Genomic DNA, 17,114 nt, shown 5'->3' on the forward strand with positions numbered 1-17,114 from the left:
TAGTCTCTAAAAGTACCGATTTGTTACAATGAAAACTCTGGGTAAGTTTCATTGAGTAACGCTTCGGCTTTATTTGGTATAAGTTGAAAGCTTATATAATTGATTAAGGTAAGTAACGTAAAGATTATTGAGAAAAACAATATAGCTGTAAAATTTCCAGAAAATCTGTCCGAAATAAGAAACACATTATAAACCTGAGACATAAAAACCAGTGTAGTACCTCCTGCTTGTTTGTAAATCATTTCTTCTAGCATCCATTTTTTATCTGACTTTTCTTTGCGTCTTCTAAACTGCCTGTTTAACTGAACACTTTTGAAAATAGACCATATTGCTATTATTATATAATACCCAACCGAAAGGAATTCTGTGTATAAAGATGAAAATGATAAATAGTACACACAAAACAAACCTAATGTTGTTATAATTTGTGGTACCCTAAACCAAAGCTTAAGCTCATTCCAAAAGTAACGCATATAACGTTTGTTCATAGCTTTTTGCTTTTGCTCAATGGCTTCCATAAACCCAAAAATGCCAAACTTTTTAAAGGCTTTGTCTCTAGCTTCTTCAAAAGTAAGATTGGTGTCTGTTTTCCACATGGTTTCAATATCATTTGCCAGGTGATCTACCAACTCAGTTTGTAAATCATAGTGCTCTACAAAGTGTTTTCTGGTAAACGCGTAGAGATCTTGTATTTGAGATTCGGTAAGTTTCATCATTACAGACATTTTAATTTCAACATCTTTTTATAAGCGTATTTATAAACTTTATAACCAGCAACCATCATTAAAAGATAAACCGTCATAAGGAATGGTAACCATAAGTGTAAGTACGACTTAGGCAGTAATTGAAGTGGTAGGTTTATCATTATCAATCCGAAAGAAAAATAGAACAATCCGTACTGCATATTTACCGACTTGCCTAACTTTTTTATCCATGTCTTAAAAGATTCATACAAAAGCACTAAAATTGGTACAAGTAAAACCGTAAAAGCAATTAATTTTAAGTACTCAGAAAAAATAACAGCTATTCTATTGAACAAGAAGTAAAATGCAATAAAACCAATAAGTGTTGAAGGATTTTTGAGCAGTTTTAAAATTTCATTAAAATGTATTTTTCTGTAAATCTTGTTTGTAGATTTCCAACTTTGCATATGCACTGCCTTTAGATTTTTGTCCCAACCAGCATTAACAAGGCTGTGATTAAAAGCGGTTTCAAAATCTGCAGCACCTTCATAATTTTCAATATCAGAAACTAAATGATCTACCATTTCTAGGCGTACATCCCAATATTTTATACCGCCTTTTTTAAGGTAATTGTCTATAAAATCTATGTTTTCTTTTGTTAGCTTCATTTTTTAAACCAATTTTTCAAATCTATTTTGATATTCGCTTATCCTACTTTTTACCACTAAAACCATGGCTACTAAAAGAGCTAGTGCTAAACTAGACAGAATATAGACCACATAATTATTTTCAACCTTTTTAAAATTTGAAATGTTCCAACACAAATGAAACAAGTGGAACGCCATAACATAAATAAAACCCATGCGTTCTAAGGCAGAAAAACGCTCTAGCTTAAACCATTTTAATTGCACGAAATAAATTACACCAAAAAACACAAAGCCAATAAGTGGCAATACACCAACCCAACTTTTTAATACACTAATGTTAGTTACCATGTTAAGGCTTGTAAAAAGCAACATACAAATAAAAAACGTGAGCAGACTTGGCCATTTTAGTAAGGCTTTAAAGATACTTAGGCTTAATTGTTTATCCGTTGCTTTAATAAACGATTTATTGTTTGAAAGCAAGCTGTGCTTGTTGGCGACCATGTAATCTTTAAAAATAAAATAGAACGCTCTTTGGTCTCCACCCACCATCATAGCTTCAATTTCTGAAGCTACATGGTCCGTCATTTCCATTCTAATGTCTACATGTACAACATCAGAATTTTCGAGATACTGGTCTATAAATTGTATATCTTCTTTTGTTAATTTCATTCTTAAGCCAATTTAGGATTTACCAAAGCTTGCATTGTTTTTATGTATTCCGCTAATTCTTCGAGCTTGTTTGCGGTTTCTTTGGTACCATTTTCGGTTAGCTTGTAGTACTTTCTTAATCGATTATCTACTTTTGCCACCTCAACGTCTAGTAAACCTTGTGCTTCTAATTTGTGTAATGCAGGATAGAGTGCTCCTTCAGTAATTTTAAGCTCACCCTTAGTTAACTCTTTAACTTTTTGGGTAATCTCGTAGCCATACATCTTATCATTTTCGTTTAGCAACTTTAAAATGATGGTATTTAAACTCCCTTTATATAATTTTGAATTACTCATAGTAGCACAAATATACATAATTTTCTTATGTATAAGTTTCTTAGGTATTATAATAATCTTAAAAAAATCGTCAAAACAACCATCCTTCCTTATTTTTGCATAAATTTTTTTGCAATGGCACAATTTTACAACCTTACTATAAAATCTATTGAAAACGTTACTGAAAAATCGGTAGCTATAACTTTTGAAATTCCTGTGGACTTAAAAGACACTTTTTCTTTTAAGGCAGGACAATACATTACTCTAAAAACAGATATTAATGGTGAAGCTGTTAGAAGAGATTATTCTATCTGCTCCTCTAAAAACAGTGGAGATCTAACTGTTGCCGTAAAAGCGGTTGATAGTGGTACATTTTCGGTATACGCCAATACCGCGCTAAAAGCAGGAGATACTATTGAGGTTGCTGAGCCCAACGGTCGCTTTGTTTTTGAACCCAATGAAGCTAAAACAAGAACCGTTGCTGCCTTTGCTGTAGGTAGTGGTATTACACCGATTTTAGGCATTGCCAAAACACTTTTAGAAGAAGAGCCGTTTAGTAATTTTATTTTAGTTTATGGTAACAAATCTTCAAAAGACACGATGTTTTTTAAAGATTTAGTAGAAATGCAAGCCAATTATGGTAATCGTTTTCATGTCCATTTTATTTATAGCCAATCGCGCGAAGAAGGTGCACTTTTAGGTCGTATAGAAAAAAGCACGGTTAATCTTATCATTAAGAACAAGTACCAAGGTGTTAATATAGAAGCATTTTATTTGTGCGGACCAGAAGCTATGATTCATACTGTAAAAGACACATTAATTGAAAACGGTATTAAAGAAAAAGCCATTTTCTTTGAATTGTTTACAGCTCCTGTTGTCGCAGAAAACGAAAATTCGGTTGAAGATTTATCTGGCAATACCAAAATAAAAGTATTGGTGGACGATGAAGACTTTGAATTTGAAATGTCTAAAGAGCAAACCATTCTTGAAGCTGCATTAAAACAAGATATTGACGCTCCGTACTCTTGCCAAGGTGGTATTTGTAGCAGTTGTATAGCCCGTATTACAGAAGGCGATGCTAAGATGCGACAAAACAACATTCTTACAGATAATGAAGTGGCTGAAGGTTTAATCCTTACGTGCCAAGCACATCCTACATCTGCAACTATTGTTGTGGATTATGACGATGTGTAAACTAGATGCTTAGATTTTTAGATCAGTAGACTATTAGACTCTTGCTTAGGCAGGAATTACAGACTTTATTTTTGAAATAATAGTTGTTACAGCAATGCTTCCTGCTACGTTTTTATAGCCTTCAGGATAGTTGTTACCGTAAATAGATGTTGGTATTTTTGGGTATTGGCTGCGATCTGCTGTAAGCTGAAAATCTTTAGGTTGATTAAAAGGCACAAAACCAGCAAAAGGATGGGTAACTCCCCAAATCGTAATCACTTTTACACCAAACATAGCGGCTAAGTGTCCGTTTCCAGAATCCATGGCAAGCATTAATTCTAAATTTGAAATTAACTCCAACTCTTCATCAAACGACATTTTTCCTGCAATAGAAACCACATTATCATACTTAGCCTCAATGTCATTAAGTATTTCTATTTCTTTAACACCACCTCCAAATAAGATAACCTTGTACTCTTTAGATAATTCTGAAATAACGGCCTCCATATTTTCAAGCGGATACGTTTTACTTTCGTAAGCTGCAAATGGTGCAATACCTATTAAAGTTTCATTGCTGTTAATACCTAAATTTAAAACTGTTTTGGATAAAGGTTTTGCTTTTGGAAATTTTGGCTGTGATAAATCAACTAGAAAGCCTAATGCTTTAAACACATCTGCATAACGTTGATGTGTAGTTTTTAGTTGTCTTACTGCTTCACCAGAAACTAAAGCCTTCTTCTCTGCTCTGCCTTTATCAATCTGAATCACTTTTTTTCCGAAGAAAAATAGCTTCAAAATTTTACTTCGTAAAACGTTATGAAGATCAGCAACAACATCAAAACCTAACGTTCTAAGTTCTTTTGACAGCTTATAAAGTCCTAAAACACCTTTGTATTTGCCTTTAAGGTCTGCAGTAAAAACCTCAACGTTTGGTAGGTCTTCAAACAAAGGTTTAAAAAACGCTCTGGTAACAACGGTTACTTTTACTTGTGGATGTTGTGAGGTTAATGTACGCAACACAGGCACCGTCATAGCAACGTCTCCCATTGCCGAAAATCTTATGACGAGTATGTGTTTAGCTGCTGACATTAATTTCAGAAAAGAGATCCTAAAACACGTTCAGGATGACGGCTTATTTTTGCCCTCTTAAAACAGGATTAAGCTCATCGTCGTTGTACATTTTCATTTGTTTATAAACTTTCATGTACTTATCTCCGTTGGCGATATCGTTTAGTAAATCGTCAATTGCAGTGCTAAGATCTTTACGTTGTTCTAGTAAAACATCTAATTTCTTTTGGCAAGCTGCTTTATGAGCTTCGGTAGCGTCTTCTCTCACAGTCTCTAAGTGCATATGATAGATTTTCAATGCCAAAATAGAAAGTCTGTCTATAGCCCAAGCAGGACTTTCAGAATTAATTTTAGCATCTGGCTTTACCTCGACATCTTTATATCTATCTAGAAAATAACTATCAATGTATTCAACAGTATCTGTTCTGTCTTGGTTAGAAGCATCAATCATACGTTTTAATTTTAATGCCGCAACAGGATCTATATTTGGGTCTCTAATAATATCTTCGTAAGCCCATTGTACAGTATCTATCCAACATTTTCTGTATAGTAAATGTGCTATCAGATCTTCATTTTTATCATACTTATTTGTAAATGGTTGATCTACGGTATTTAAAACTTTATAGGTTTTAATTACGTCTTGAAAAATACTGTTTGCTTTATCTGAAAACATATGGAATAATTTGATTTGAATATGCAAATATACTTTGAATTATTAACTTAGCCATTTAAGAAAAAGACATCATTATGCAAATTCATAACCTTTCTGAAACGCCTTCAATTTTAAATACTTTTATGTCTGAAATTAGAGCGGTTAATGTTCAAAAAGACAGTATGCGTTTTAGAAGAAATATAGAGCGTATAGGTGAAATTTTAGGTTATGAATTAAGCAAATCACTTCATTTTGAAGCACACAAGACAGCAACCCCTTTAGGCAACCACAATACAAGTTTATATAAAAATAATATTGTATTATGCTCAATCTTAAGAGCAGGAGTTCCTCTGCATAGTGGCTTATTGAATTACTTTGATGCAGCAGAAAACGCATTTATTTCTGCCTACAGACACCACAAACACAATCCTGAAAGTTTTGAAATTATCGTTGAATATTTAGCTTGCCCAAGCCTTGAAGACAAAACCTTAATCCTTGCAGATCCTATGTTAGCTACGGGACAATCCATGGTAGCTACTTACGAAGCGCTTAAACCCTTTGGCACACCTAAGGATGTTCATTTGGTAAGTGTTATTGGTGCACAAGAAGGAGTTAATTTTGTTTCTAAGCATTTTGATACAAATGCGCACCTATGGATTGCAGATATCGATGATACGCTAAACGAGAAAGGTTACATTGTACCCGGTTTGGGTGATGCTGGAGACTTAGCGTTTGGTAATAAATTACAGCAATAAACTAACAATAGGTGTTATTATTAGTAACGAAATGAAAACTTCTTTGAACCATTTTTCTGAAACAACTTCGATATAATTTGCCATAATTACAGAAAATGGTGCAAATAAAAAGATAAATTCACTCCCGTTCTTAAGAGGCGCAATTATAGCGATTAGAATAGCAATAATAGAAGACCAAGCAATAAGAAAAAGAGAGGGCTTCAATTTTTTGTTTTTGTCTTGTATACTTCTAAAGAAGTAGATCAGTATCCATACAAAAGACGTAAATAGAACTGTAAACTTTAAAATAAAAGTTTTGTTATTATATACAGCGTAATCAACACTTGCAAAACGGCTAAAATTAGTTGGTCTTATATACATATCGTATACACTAATATTATAGGCAACTAGTAATAAGATTACTGTAGCGACACCGACAAAAGGAATAATTACATTTTTTAAGTTGTTTTTAGAATGGTAAATTAAAGCCACTATGACAACAGCGAAAAATAAAATGGCCCAGAAATAAAACAGTGTTGCAATCATAATCCAAAACCCAGCATCAAAAAGCTTTTTCTTAATATGCAGATTGGTTTGTAAACTAATAAGGCGTCTTAAGGCAAATAATATAAATAGATTAGCAAGCAATAAATCTGAATTTTTTAACGCCTCTGGGAACATACCAAACAACAAACCAAAAGTCATTATGGCATAACTATTTTTCTTGTTAAGATTATTTTTTGAAATAATAAAATCTAAAAGAAAAATAAAAAAAACAGTAATAACCAGTCTACTTAAAGCCTTTAAAATTAAATTTATATCTGTAAAAAGTACGCTAAAATTAGAAGTAATAAAGAGTACAACCACAAAACCTGCAACCATTATAAAGTTTATGGGCTTAGATTTACTAAAAATGCTTGTAATCATTTACTGTTTTTGTATTTTTGTTATCCAATTAGATGTTTTAGCTATTTAGCAAAGCTATATTGGATGTGAGTATAAATATAATTTAAATCTCGCTAGCCGAGTAAATTTATAAAGTTATGAAGGATTTCTTTTACGCAATACAAGATTTATTTGTTAATGTATTGTTTGCACCATTAGATTATTTAAGAGAATTAGAGCTTTCTTCTTGGTTTGCCGCAAACATTATGTCTTGGTTTTTTATGGCTATTGGTTTTGTTGCATTTGTTTATTGGATGAAGCAATTAGCAAAATACAACGCTAACAACGAAGAGGACAAGAGTATTACTTCTCACTCTTATTTATAAATCGAATCCAATATCTTTACGATAATACATCTTATCAAAATGTAGTTTTTCTATATTTTGATAAGATTTTTTTATGGCTTCTTGGTACGTGTTTCCATAAGATGTTACAGCCATAACACGACCACCAGAAGTTACCACTTTACCATCTGTATCTTTTGCTCCTGCATGAAATAAGATAGCGTCTTCAATCTTTTCTAGTCCTGTAATTTCCTTACCCTTTTCATAAGCTTCAGGATATCCACCAGATACTAGCATAATTGTTGTTGCGGCACGCTCGTCGATATCTATAGACACATCGGACAGTGAACCGTTTGCCATGGCAATAAAAATTTCAACTATATCTGATTTTAATCTTGGTAAAACCACTTCAGTTTCAGGGTCTCCCATTCTTACGTTATACTCAATGACTTTTGGATCGTTGCCTACTTTAATCAATCCTATGAAAATGAAACCTACATATGGTAAATTGTCTTTCTGTAAACCATCAACTGTTGGTTTAACAATTTTATTTTCAATTTTATTTAAAAATTCATCCGTAGCAAATGGCACGGGAGACACAGCACCCATGCCTCCAGTGTTTAATCCTGTATCACCTTCTCCGATTCTTTTATAATCTTTGGCCGTTGGCAGTATTTTGTAATCCTTCCCATCTGTTAGCACAAAACAACTTAACTCAATACCATCTAAAAACTCTTCAATAACCACTTTAGTACTTGCGTTACCAAATTTGGCATCAACGAGCATATGTTTTAATTCGGTTTTTGCTTCTTCTAAATCATTAAGAATTAAAACACCTTTTCCTGCTGCTAACCCATCTGCTTTTAAAACGTACGGAGCCTCTAGAGTTTCTAAAAATTTATAGCCTTCTTCTACATTATCTTTGGTAAAGCTCTGGTAAGCTGCTGTAGGAATATTATATCGCGACATAAACTCTTTGGCAAATTCTTTAGATCCTTCTAACGCTGCGGCTGCTTTTTGAGGGCCAATTACAGCCACATTTTTTAACGCTTCGTCTTCTAGAAAAAAGTCGTGTATACCTTGTACCAAAGGGTCTTCTGGCCCAACAACAACCAATTCTATATTATTAGCTAGTACGGCATCTTTAATGCCTTTAAAATCGGTAACCGAAAGGTCTAAATTAGTTGCTATGGCACTTGTACCTGAGTTTCCTGGTGCAACGTAAAGGTTAGTGCACTTGCTACTTTGCGTAATTTTCCATGCAAATGTATGTTCTCTTCCGCCAGACCCTAAGACTAAAATATTCATGATTGTGTTTTGTTTGCGCAAAAATAATTGGTTTTACGATGAAAAAACAATTAATTTACATAAACCTTATTGCTCATTTTAGATCTTGCAACTATTCAATTTTTCCTTAAAACTTAATGGCTTTGATATTACCAAGGCTAAATCTGCTTTGCAAAATATTCAAATGCTCAATAATGATGAATTTAAGGTCTATTTAAAGACTAAGCGGCGAGAAATTGTATCCTTTCATACAGAAAATAACAAGTTCTATAAATCGTTTAGCAAGACGGCTAATATTAACAATTGGGAGTCCTTACCTGTTATGACCAAGCGTCATTTACAGCAACCCTTAGAGCAACGCTTAAGTGATGGCTATACGGCAAATTCTGTGTATGTAAACAAAACCTCTGGTAGCTCTGGAGATCCTTTTATTTTTGCAAAAGACAAATGGTGCCATGCGCTTACCTGGGCAGAAATCATGCATCGTTTTGGGTGGTTTGGTATTGACTTTAACACCTCTAAACAAGCTCGATTTTACGGGATTCCTCTGGATAAAAAAGGCTATTATAAAGAACGATTAAAAGATTGGTTTAGTCATCGCTATCGGTTTTCGGTTTTTGATTTGAGTGATAACGCTTTTAAAAACGTATTAGCAAAGTTTCAATCTACATCTTTTGACTATATCAATGGCTACACAAGTTCTATAGTACAATTTGCCAAATTCCTTAAAAGAAAAGATATTGTTTTAAAAACTGTTTGTCCTACTTTAAAAGTCTGCATCGTTACTTCTGAAATGCTTTTTGATGATGACAAAACACTGTTAGAAACACAATTTGGAGTGCCCATTGTAAACGAATATGGAGCATCTGAATTAGACCTCATCGCTTTTCAGAATACAGAAGATCAATGGCAGGTTAATAGTGAAACGCTGTATGTTGAAATTTTAGATGACAACGACAAAATACTGCCTTATGGACAAGAAGGGCGCATTGTAATTACCTCGCTTTACAATAAAGCGCATCCCTTTATTCGATATGATATTGGAGACATAGGGATTTTAGGTGAAAACAGCACCTTAAAAAAGCCTATTTTAAAACAATTAATAGGTCGTACTAACGATATTGCTCATTTACCAAGCGGAAAAACTGCAGCTGGACTTACCTTTTACTACATTACCAAAAGCGTTATTGAAAACGATGGAAACGTATCCGAGTTTGTTATAGAGCAATTACAGTTAGATGTTTTTAAGATAACATATGTGAGTAAAACTAAACTCCTCTTAAGTGAAGAAGAAACTATTAGAAAGGCGATGGTTCAATATTTAGAACCTAATATTTCTATTACTTTTGAGCGTGTTGTAAAATTAGACCGTTCAAAATCCGGGAAACTAAAACAGTTTACATCATTCATAAATTAAGCCAATGAAAAACATAATGATAGTAACGAGTTATTTTCCACCAGAAATTGGTGCGGCTTCTAACCGTATTTTTCATTTAGCTGAAGGCTTACAATCTGACTATAATGTTACTGTAGTAACTCCTTTACCAAATTATCCTACTGGTAAAATTTTTGATGCTTACAAGGGCAAATTTAAAGTGAAATCTCGTGAGAATAATATCACTATTGTTAGGCTTTGGCTATATGCTAGTAAATCTAAAAACAAGTTTGTGCGTTTATTTGCTATGCTATCTTACAGTATGAGTTTGGTGTGGTTTTTTATGTGGCATAAAATTCCGGATAAAGTCATTGTGCAATCTCCGCCGCTCTTGGTTGCTTTTACTTGTATGTTTTTTTTACGGTCTAAAAAACGAAAACTCATCTTAAACGTTAGTGACCTTTGGCCTAGTGCTGGTTTTGAACTTGGCGCTTTAAAACAAGGGTTTGGTTATAAAATGCTTCAAAAACTAGAACATTTTAATTACAAAGCTGCTGATTTGGTTTTAGGACAGAGTAACGAGATCTTAACTCATGTGGGTAAGATTACCTCAAAACCGCAATTGTTTCTTTATAGAAACTATCCAAATATCAACCGACAAGACATTACTGAAACCTCCTTAGATAATAATACTTTGAAAATTGTATATGCTGGTCTTTTGGGTGTTGCGCAAGGTATTTTAAAGCTTTGTAAAGAACTTGATTATGACAATATAGAACTACACATCTATGGTTCTGGTGCTGAAGAAAACGACATCAAAGCATTTATTGAAAACAACAAAGACTTGCCTATACACTTTTATGGAAGAGTTGACAGAGCTAAGCTTCACAGTGAGCTTAAAAATTATGATATCGTGATTATTCCACTATTAAATAGAATTTATGGCTCTGTACCTTCAAAAATATTTGAATACGCTAAATTAGGCTTACCTATGCTTTATTTTGGTGGAGGCGAAGGTGAGGGTGTAATTAATGAGTACAACCTGGGATGGGTTGCTAGAGCTGGTGATTACAATGATCTAAATTCAACAGTAAAATCTATAGAAAAAGAAAAGTTGAATGTTGATTTAAAACAAAAGATTCAACAAACAGCTTATAAAAACTTTGATTTTGAAATTCAGTTAAAACTATTAAAAAAACTGCTCTAATAGGCTTTATCCTCTCCCTTTATGGCATTAATGAAGGTTTGGGCAATAATTTTTATATCTAGCAATATAGACCAGTTTTCTATATAAAATATATCATACTTAACTCTCCCTATGATATCCTTGTCTGTTTCTACCTCTCCCCTAAACCCACTTATCTGAGCTAGGCCTGTGATGCCTGGTTTCACAAAGTGTCTTACCATAAATTTATCAATCTTTTTGGCATACATATTTGTGTGGCTTACCATATGTGGTCTTGGTCCAACAACCGACATGTCGCCGAACAATACATTGAAAAATTGGGGCAATTCGTCTATACTAGTTTTTCTGATAAATCTTCCCACCTTAGTAACACGCTGATCTCCTCTTGTTGCTTGATGTAAATGCGCCGTTTTATTAGGTGTCATTGACCTGAATTTATAACAATCAAACTCTTTATAATTAAAACCGTTTCTCGATTGTTTGAAAAACACTGGGCCTTTTGATTCTAATTTTATAAGTATGGCAATTATAGGTGTAAGCCATGATAGAATAAATACTATAACAATACTAGAGAATAAAATATCAAACGTACGTTTGATAATCATATTTACTGAGTCTTCTAAAGGTATATTGCGCAAAGTAAGTACTGGGATGTAATCATAGTATTCATACCTTAGTTTTTTTGAGTATATCTCCTTACTATCTGGTATAAACTTAAGAATCTTAAGATTGTTATCTGCAAAGTCCACTATATCTGCTATTTGTGAATTTGTTAACTCTGATATAGAACAATATATTTCATCTATATTTTCGCTTAGTATGTATTCAAAACATTCATTTAGAGTTTGCTCTTTATTTTTAAAGCTATAAGTTTTTTTATGTAAATAACCATATTCTGGATTCTTATTAAAAAAATTCTCTAGTGCTAGGGTTTTCTTGTTAAGACCTATAATCACGGTAGACCTGAAATTACCACCAAACGAAACTCTATATTTTTGTAATAAATAATAAATCGCAAATTTAAAGCCTGTGATTAGTGTAAAACATAATAAAGAGTACTTAACAATAGGCCTTGGATAAATTTTTAAGTTATGATATAAACCAGAAAAAGCAAAAACAAGGAGTGTAAAAAGTATTAATTGTTTAACAATTAATGACAATATGTTAACTGGTCTTGTGTATCTGTAAACCTCATAGAATTTAGAATAAACTGACAATAAAACCCAGCCCACAGTAATAAAGGAGATAAAAATAAATGAGTCTTGGGTCTTAAAAAGGTATAATGCCGCAACAGTATTTATGATGCATAAATCTATTAAATAAGAAATAGGTCTTAAATACCCTGAATATCTTCCGTGTTTAAATAAACTCAAATTACTAACCTTTGTTTGAAACTGTAATTTTTTTAATCAGCAAATATGATAAAAATAAAAAAGATACCCGAATATAGCGAATCAATATTTGTTTAATCTACCTCTTAAAACTAAAGCTTTAGTCTCTTTGCTAGTCTTTTTTTTAAACTTTCTCTAGAGCCTAAATAAGAATTTTTTTCTCCGACTTTATGTGGATTAAAAACATACGTATTAGTATCTTTATTATACTGAACATTCTGGTTGTTTTTGAAATACAAATAAAACATTTCTTGCTCTATAAACATTTGTCTGCTCGTGTTTTCTAGTAATACGCTGAAAACCTTTAAATCAACTTTCTCAACACTCTCTATAAAATAAATTTTAAACTCTAATGGTTCCTCTTCTAAACAAAACTCAACAAATTGAGACTCTTCTATTTTTACTATCTCGGATTTTGCAACTAAGTTTTTAGAATTTTTAGAATTATACTTAAGAATTAATAATCCGCTTTTTGAGGTTTCTAGCTCTAGTCTTATTCTAAACATAAACCCACTATCTAAGCAGTTTTTAATACATGAGTTAAGCGAAAATAATGTAAAGAAGAATATTATAAATAAATAGTTTTTAGTTTTCATCTAATAAAATTAGTCTTACTATAAATTAGTATCTTTTGGTGTTCTAAAATTAAACTTTAGTAATTTAGCCGCCAAATTATGAGTAAAACAAATGAAAATAGGGATTGATGCCAAATGGTACTTTAATGGGCACCCAAGCGGTAAAGTTGTCGTGGAAAACATTGTGAATCATATTGTAAAAGAAGATCCTACTATAGACTTTTATATTTTTTTAAGCAAAAAAGATCGTCATTTAAAATTTCCTATTGAACAACCTAATATACACCTCGTATACATACCAAACCTTTTAAATGCTGTAACGAACATTTTTATTATGCCATTTTATACATCTAAATACAATTTGGATGTATGCATATATCAAAACTACGCGCCTCTATTTGGCGCAAAAAAAATTGTAAATTATGTTCATGACGCACTATTTATAGATTTTCCCGAATTCTTCACTTTAAAAGAAAGAATTTACTTTTATCCAATGAAATATCTCTCTAAACGTGCAGACCATGTTATTACAATATCTTATTCAGAAAAAGAACGAATGCTAAAGCACGGGTTTTGTAAAGACAAAAATATTACTGTAGTATATCATGGTCTTGGCTTGGCAAATAATAAACAATCTTTAAATAAGGTAAATATCTTTAAGAAATACGATTTACCTAATAAATTTATACTTTATTTAGGAAGATTGAATGTAAGAAAAAATATTCAAAACCTTATTAAAGCATTGCCTTTAGTCTCTGAAGAAATTTCTCTGGTTATTGTAGGCAAATCTGATCATAAGACATCCAATTTAGACCAATTAATCAACCATTTAAAAGTTAACGACCGAGTCTTTAAAGTTGGTTACATAGATTTTGAGGATATTGAGTTTTTCTATAAAAATGCTTTGATTTTTTGCTTTCCTTCTTTTGCAGAAGGATTTGGCTTGCCGCCTTTAGAGGCTATGTATTATGGGACGCCAGTTGTTGTTTCTAATAAAACTTCTTTACCCGAAGTTTGCGGTGATTCTGCACTTTATATTGACCCAAATGACCCAAGCGAAATTGCCAATCAAATTAATCTTTTATTAGAAAACAATATCCTTAGGAACAACCTTATTGAAAAAGGAAAACAAAGATCTTCAGAGTTTAGCTGGAAGAGGGCCTCTAACGAGATTCTAAACATTTTAAAAACAATATGACAATTAATGAAACTATCAATAATAATTGTTAATTATAACGGGGAAAAATATTTAGCTGACTGTTTAGACTCAATTGAAAAGCAGTGTTGCGATTTTTTATATGAAATTATAATTTGGGACAATGCCTCTAAAGATAATTCTATAGAGTTTTTACAAGCTAATTATAGTGATAAAGTTAAGCTTTTTGCTTCTAATGATAATTTAGGTTTTGCGGGCGGTAATAATGCTGCCGCTAAACACGCAAAAGGAGACTATCTGCTATTGTTGAATAATGATACTATTTTACTTAATCCTTTAAAATCTATTTTAGATTTAATGGATAGAGATTCTAAAATAGGTGTTTTAGGAATAAAGATGTTGAATGGAAATAGGGATTATACTATTTCTACCGGTTTATTGCCCGAACCTTATCATCTATTTTATTTTAAATGGTTTTCAATAATTAACAATGAGTTTGCTTCAGGAAATTTTTTAAGCCACAACCCTATAGAAGTTGGTTGGTTATCAGGTTCTTTTTTAGTAACTCCGAAAAATTTATGGGACGATATAGGCGGTCTTGACGAATCCTTTTTTATGTATGTTGAAGATGTTGACTATAATATGGAAGCGGCAAAACGGGGTTATAAAAGAGTATTTGTTCCCTCTTTGGAGTACATACATTTTGTTGGATTTAATGGTGCAAAAAACAACTTACTCGTAAAAGGATATCGTATTTATATAGCAAAGCATTTTAAGGGTATGAGTAAAATAATAGCTAATGTGTGTTTAAATGCTAATGAACTTGTAAAAAAGATAAAAGGAAATTATTGAAGATTCATTACTTTTTTCATTTTACTTATAACCGTGCTTAACAACTCTACAGTATTTTTTCTAATCCTAGAAATTAAAATACTTGGACATTACTAAAAACCTAGATTAACATACAAGCTATTTATAACCATAACTAGCTATTTGACTTCTAATAATATCATTTAACCATTTCTTTTCTTCTTCACTCAATGCACTACTCCAATTTCCAATCTTTCCCTTATTAAAGGTAGAGCTCTTGACAGAATATATCTTATCACAGACATCTTCCAATTGCTGTGGATCTAACTCAATGGATATGTGTTTACAAATACTTTTTACAGCTGCCTCTTGTTTATGTCTATCTCCACCTCCATTTGGACCTATTAGATGTTCAAATTTTACACACAAAACATTACTAGACTTTGTCCAGGGTAAAAATTTATCTAAGACTTCTGGGAATGGCTCTAGTACATCTTTTTTCCCCTTAACCATTGCTTTTAATTTTTCGATCCTAGAGTCATAAGACGCAATGAATTTATGAGATTTTTGGGTTGTATCCATTTTCTCTATATAATTTAAGTGAGATAATAGTACATCTCTAGGGTCTCGTACTAAATGGATGATTTTTGTATTTTTAGTATTTATAGTTTTTAGAGCCTTTTCATGATATTGCATGTGGCCAAGCAAGAATTGTCCGTTCTTAATTGAAGATAATACCTTAAGCTTTGGTTCAATAGGGTTTTGAGTTTCTAACCTAAGTGTTTTTTTTCCACAATGTCTCATAAATGGCAACTGTAAAAAGAGGCTTTCTAAAAGATGTGTACCAGATTTAGGTAAAGAATTTAATACTACTTTAGGCCCTTGCTTTCTTCCTTTTATCTGTGACTTTTTAAGGCTATGGAAAAAAATCTCTATTCGTTTAGAGAAATAATATCTGTATTTATCTAAGTTGTTCTTTGCTTTCATTTTGGTTATCTAATGTAAAATGTAAAATGTAAAGTGTGCCAAAGAAGAGTATTCCTCTTTGTCTCCATATAACCGACTCGGTTATAAATAATGATATACTTATAATTATAAAGGGTAATAAGTATTTGATTTTAAATGCTCTTTTTAAAGCCAGCGTAAGACTTATAATAAACATTAGTAGTCCAACGATACCAAGTTCTGCAAAAATCTGTAAATATTGATTATGAAAATTATAAGTATGGAACCTTATAGGCGTATTTAATCTTGCATGTATATTTTTTATTTCTTTTTTTGAAGCATCTAAGCCAACACCTAAAAAATATTTTTTTGGTGAGTTCATTATTTCATTAAAAACTCTTACCTGCAATAATCTTGCCTCTATACCTGTATATACCCTACCTTTTTCAAACTTTTTTTCATTTAAAATCTCTGTATAAGATGTATTAAACTCAGAAACAAATCTATTTTTTATTGGGTTTGCAAAAACTAAAACGAATAACGAGGTTATGAAAATAAAACCAAGTAATAGCAATCTATGTAAATTTCTTTTAATTTTAAAAAATACCATTATGGCAGATATAAAAACCGTTGTGGTCAGTATCATTTTAGAAGAGAGAAGAATTAAAAAAAAACCTAAAACTAAAAGCTTTATCGTCTTAAGAAGTACTTTACCCTTATTATCCTGAAGCGTGTATAAAAAACAAAATGAAACCACATAAGATACATATATTGCGTTTAAATCTAAAGGTGATACCAATTCATGGTAATACAAAAATTCTTCAAATTCGTACTTATAATATCTTAAAATAGCTAGTATAATTAAGGTCGCTGCTAAGCAACACACAAAAACTGAAAACCGATTGAATATTTTTCTAACTTCTAGGGGAGATATTTTTGGCAAAAACATACCTGAAATAGCATAAAGAAATAATGGAATTTGCCTCCCTATACCATGTATTGTTTGCGGTTTATCTACAGACCAAATCACCGAAATAATAGAGAACAAACTAAAACACAAAAAAGGAATAATTGCTTTTTGAATATGAAATTGTTTCATCTTAACAATCCATATAATCGAGAAAGCAAACCAAATTCCAAATGCAAGACTACTAAAAAAATAACCTAGCAGAATAGAACACAATAGAACTAATGTTAGGTAACCAAATATCGTTTCCCAT

At 31.9% G+C, this 17,114-nt stretch carries 19 protein-coding genes; 7 read left to right on the forward strand and 12 right to left on the reverse strand.

Features of this window, described 5'->3' with window-relative positions:
* Nucleotides 1-23: 23 nt before the first annotated feature.
* Genes FC091_RS01385 through FC091_RS01400 form a run of 4 tightly spaced genes read right to left on the reverse strand, consistent with a single transcriptional unit; the run spans nucleotide 24 to nucleotide 2,334 of the window.
* Nucleotides 24-716 (reverse strand): hypothetical protein, encoded by a 693-nt coding sequence (locus FC091_RS01385; RefSeq protein WP_138432492.1) that lies wholly within the window; start codon nucleotides 714-716, stop codon nucleotides 24-26.
* Nucleotides 716-1,351, reverse strand: coding sequence for a hypothetical protein (locus FC091_RS01390; protein WP_138432493.1), 636 nt, complete (start codon nucleotides 1,349-1,351; stop codon nucleotides 716-718). Before FC091_RS01390 ends, FC091_RS01385 begins: the two co-directional genes overlap by 1 nt.
* Before the next feature lie 3 nt (nucleotides 1,352-1,354).
* Entirely contained in the window at nucleotides 1,355-1,999 is a 645-nt protein-coding gene (locus FC091_RS01395; protein WP_138432494.1) for a hypothetical protein, read from the reverse strand.
* A 2-nt stretch (nucleotides 2,000-2,001) separates the two neighbouring features.
* Nucleotides 2,002-2,334, reverse strand: coding sequence for a PadR family transcriptional regulator (locus FC091_RS01400; protein ID WP_076619360.1), 333 nt, complete (start codon nucleotides 2,332-2,334; stop codon nucleotides 2,002-2,004).
* 114 nt (nucleotides 2,335-2,448) lie between these two features.
* On the opposite strand from FC091_RS01400, the gene FC091_RS01405 reads away from it, so the two are divergent.
* A complete protein-coding gene (locus FC091_RS01405) occupies nucleotides 2,449-3,507 on the forward strand; it encodes a ferredoxin--NADP reductase (protein ID WP_138432495.1) in 1,059 nt (352 codons plus the stop codon).
* A 45-nt stretch (nucleotides 3,508-3,552) separates the two neighbouring features.
* On the opposite strand, the gene FC091_RS01410 is transcribed toward FC091_RS01405, so the two are convergent.
* Nucleotides 3,553-4,575, reverse strand: coding sequence for a glycosyltransferase family 9 protein (locus FC091_RS01410; protein WP_246035779.1), 1,023 nt, complete (start codon nucleotides 4,573-4,575; stop codon nucleotides 3,553-3,555).
* 43 nt (nucleotides 4,576-4,618) lie between these two features.
* Nucleotides 4,619-5,227, reverse strand: a complete 609-nt coding sequence (locus tag FC091_RS01415; protein WP_138432496.1) for a DUF4254 domain-containing protein — start codon at nucleotides 5,225-5,227, stop codon at nucleotides 4,619-4,621.
* A gap of 74 nt (nucleotides 5,228-5,301) precedes the next feature.
* Here FC091_RS01415 and upp point away from each other — a divergent pair, with 74 nt between their 5' ends.
* Nucleotides 5,302-5,961: a uracil phosphoribosyltransferase gene (upp, locus tag FC091_RS01420; protein WP_138432497.1), complete on the forward strand. Its 660-nt coding sequence runs from the start codon at nucleotides 5,302-5,304 to the stop codon at nucleotides 5,959-5,961.
* Here upp and FC091_RS01425 read toward each other — a convergent pair.
* Nucleotides 5,950-6,867, reverse strand: a complete 918-nt coding sequence (locus FC091_RS01425) for a DUF6427 family protein (RefSeq protein WP_138432498.1) — start codon at nucleotides 6,865-6,867, stop codon at nucleotides 5,950-5,952. The genes upp and FC091_RS01425 overlap by 12 nt on opposite strands.
* Before the next feature lie 116 nt (nucleotides 6,868-6,983).
* Here FC091_RS01425 and FC091_RS01430 point away from each other — a divergent pair, with 116 nt between their 5' ends.
* Nucleotides 6,984-7,211 carry a DUF6341 family protein gene (locus FC091_RS01430; protein WP_076619351.1) on the forward strand — a complete coding sequence of 76 codons (228 nt, stop codon included), beginning with the start codon at nucleotides 6,984-6,986 and terminating at the stop codon, nucleotides 7,209-7,211.
* Here FC091_RS01430 and purD read toward each other — a convergent pair.
* A complete protein-coding gene (purD, locus tag FC091_RS01435; RefSeq protein WP_138432499.1) occupies nucleotides 7,206-8,477 on the reverse strand; it encodes a phosphoribosylamine--glycine ligase in 1,272 nt (423 codons plus the stop codon). The two genes, FC091_RS01430 and purD, sit on opposite strands and share 6 nt — an antisense overlap.
* Nucleotides 8,478-8,562: 85 nt before the next feature.
* Between purD and FC091_RS01440 the strand changes: the two genes are divergently transcribed.
* Both FC091_RS01440 and FC091_RS01445 read left to right on the forward strand, forming a co-directional pair.
* The gene (locus FC091_RS01440) at nucleotides 8,563-9,873 is read left to right on the forward strand and encodes a phenylacetate--CoA ligase family protein (protein WP_138432500.1); all 1,311 of its coding nucleotides are present in this window, start codon (nucleotides 8,563-8,565) and stop codon (nucleotides 9,871-9,873) included.
* 4 nt (nucleotides 9,874-9,877) lie between these two features.
* Nucleotides 9,878-11,038 (forward strand): glycosyltransferase family 4 protein, encoded by a 1,161-nt coding sequence (locus tag FC091_RS01445; protein WP_138432501.1) that lies wholly within the window; start codon nucleotides 9,878-9,880, stop codon nucleotides 11,036-11,038.
* On the opposite strand, the gene FC091_RS01450 is transcribed toward FC091_RS01445, so the two are convergent.
* Nucleotides 11,035-12,390: an undecaprenyl-phosphate glucose phosphotransferase gene (locus FC091_RS01450; RefSeq protein ID WP_138432502.1), complete on the reverse strand. Its 1,356-nt coding sequence runs from the start codon at nucleotides 12,388-12,390 to the stop codon at nucleotides 11,035-11,037. The genes FC091_RS01445 and FC091_RS01450 overlap by 4 nt on opposite strands.
* Nucleotides 12,391-12,500: 110 nt before the next feature.
* Complete coding sequence (locus tag FC091_RS01455) at nucleotides 12,501-13,004, reverse strand: hypothetical protein (protein WP_138432503.1); 504 nt, start codon at nucleotides 13,002-13,004, stop codon at nucleotides 12,501-12,503.
* Between the two features lie 91 nt (nucleotides 13,005-13,095).
* Here FC091_RS01455 and FC091_RS01460 point away from each other — a divergent pair, with 91 nt between their 5' ends.
* Nucleotides 13,096-14,181: a glycosyltransferase family 4 protein gene (locus tag FC091_RS01460; RefSeq protein WP_138432504.1), complete on the forward strand. Its 1,086-nt coding sequence runs from the start codon at nucleotides 13,096-13,098 to the stop codon at nucleotides 14,179-14,181.
* A gap of 6 nt (nucleotides 14,182-14,187) precedes the next feature.
* Nucleotides 14,188-14,991 carry a glycosyltransferase family 2 protein gene (locus FC091_RS01465; protein WP_138432505.1) on the forward strand — a complete coding sequence of 268 codons (804 nt, stop codon included), beginning with the start codon at nucleotides 14,188-14,190 and terminating at the stop codon, nucleotides 14,989-14,991.
* Nucleotides 14,992-15,108: 117 nt separating this feature from the next.
* Here the strand turns inward: FC091_RS01465 and FC091_RS01470 are convergent, their stop codons facing one another.
* Complete coding sequence (locus FC091_RS01470) at nucleotides 15,109-15,936, reverse strand: sulfotransferase domain-containing protein (protein WP_138432506.1); 828 nt, start codon at nucleotides 15,934-15,936, stop codon at nucleotides 15,109-15,111.
* Nucleotides 15,911-16,993, reverse strand: a complete 1,083-nt coding sequence (locus FC091_RS01475) for an O-antigen ligase family protein (protein ID WP_171032433.1) — start codon at nucleotides 16,991-16,993, stop codon at nucleotides 15,911-15,913. The genes FC091_RS01470 and FC091_RS01475 overlap by 26 nt, the downstream gene beginning before the upstream one ends.
* Nucleotides 16,994-17,114: the final 121 nt, after the last annotated feature.

Source organism: Winogradskyella algicola (assembly GCF_005869935.1).
Taxonomy (GTDB): domain Bacteria; phylum Bacteroidota; class Bacteroidia; order Flavobacteriales; family Flavobacteriaceae; genus Winogradskyella; species Winogradskyella algicola.

Excerpts from the sequence above, each read along its gene's own strand:
- FC091_RS01385 (WP_138432492.1), bottom strand. The coding sequence starts at position 716 with ATGATGAAACTTACCGAATCTCAAATACAAGATCTCTACGCGTTTACC.
- FC091_RS01390 (WP_138432493.1), bottom strand. The coding sequence starts at position 1,351 with ATGAAGCTAACAAAAGAAAACATAGATTTTATAGACAATTACCTTAAA.
- FC091_RS01395 (WP_138432494.1), bottom strand. The coding sequence starts at position 1,999 with ATGAAATTAACAAAAGAAGATATACAATTTATAGACCAGTATCTCGAA.
- FC091_RS01400 (WP_076619360.1), bottom strand. The coding sequence starts at position 2,334 with ATGAGTAATTCAAAATTATATAAAGGGAGTTTAAATACCATCATTTTA.
- FC091_RS01405 (WP_138432495.1), top strand. The coding sequence starts at position 2,449 with ATGGCACAATTTTACAACCTTACTATAAAATCTATTGAAAACGTTACT.
- FC091_RS01410 (WP_246035779.1), bottom strand. The coding sequence starts at position 4,575 with ATGTCAGCAGCTAAACACATACTCGTCATAAGATTTTCGGCAATGGGA.
- FC091_RS01415 (WP_138432496.1), bottom strand. The coding sequence starts at position 5,227 with ATGTTTTCAGATAAAGCAAACAGTATTTTTCAAGACGTAATTAAAACC.
- upp (WP_138432497.1), top strand. The coding sequence starts at position 5,302 with ATGCAAATTCATAACCTTTCTGAAACGCCTTCAATTTTAAATACTTTT.
- FC091_RS01425 (WP_138432498.1), bottom strand. The coding sequence starts at position 6,867 with ATGATTACAAGCATTTTTAGTAAATCTAAGCCCATAAACTTTATAATG.
- FC091_RS01430 (WP_076619351.1), top strand. The coding sequence starts at position 6,984 with ATGAAGGATTTCTTTTACGCAATACAAGATTTATTTGTTAATGTATTG.
- purD (WP_138432499.1), bottom strand. The coding sequence starts at position 8,477 with ATGAATATTTTAGTCTTAGGGTCTGGCGGAAGAGAACATACATTTGCA.
- FC091_RS01445 (WP_138432501.1), top strand. The coding sequence starts at position 9,878 with ATGAAAAACATAATGATAGTAACGAGTTATTTTCCACCAGAAATTGGT.
- FC091_RS01455 (WP_138432503.1), bottom strand. The coding sequence starts at position 13,004 with ATGAAAACTAAAAACTATTTATTTATAATATTCTTCTTTACATTATTT.
- FC091_RS01460 (WP_138432504.1), top strand. The coding sequence starts at position 13,096 with ATGAAAATAGGGATTGATGCCAAATGGTACTTTAATGGGCACCCAAGC.
- FC091_RS01465 (WP_138432505.1), top strand. The coding sequence starts at position 14,188 with ATGAAACTATCAATAATAATTGTTAATTATAACGGGGAAAAATATTTA.
- FC091_RS01470 (WP_138432506.1), bottom strand. The coding sequence starts at position 15,936 with ATGAAAGCAAAGAACAACTTAGATAAATACAGATATTATTTCTCTAAA.
- FC091_RS01475 (WP_171032433.1), bottom strand. The coding sequence starts at position 16,993 with ATGAAACAATTTCATATTCAAAAAGCAATTATTCCTTTTTTGTGTTTT.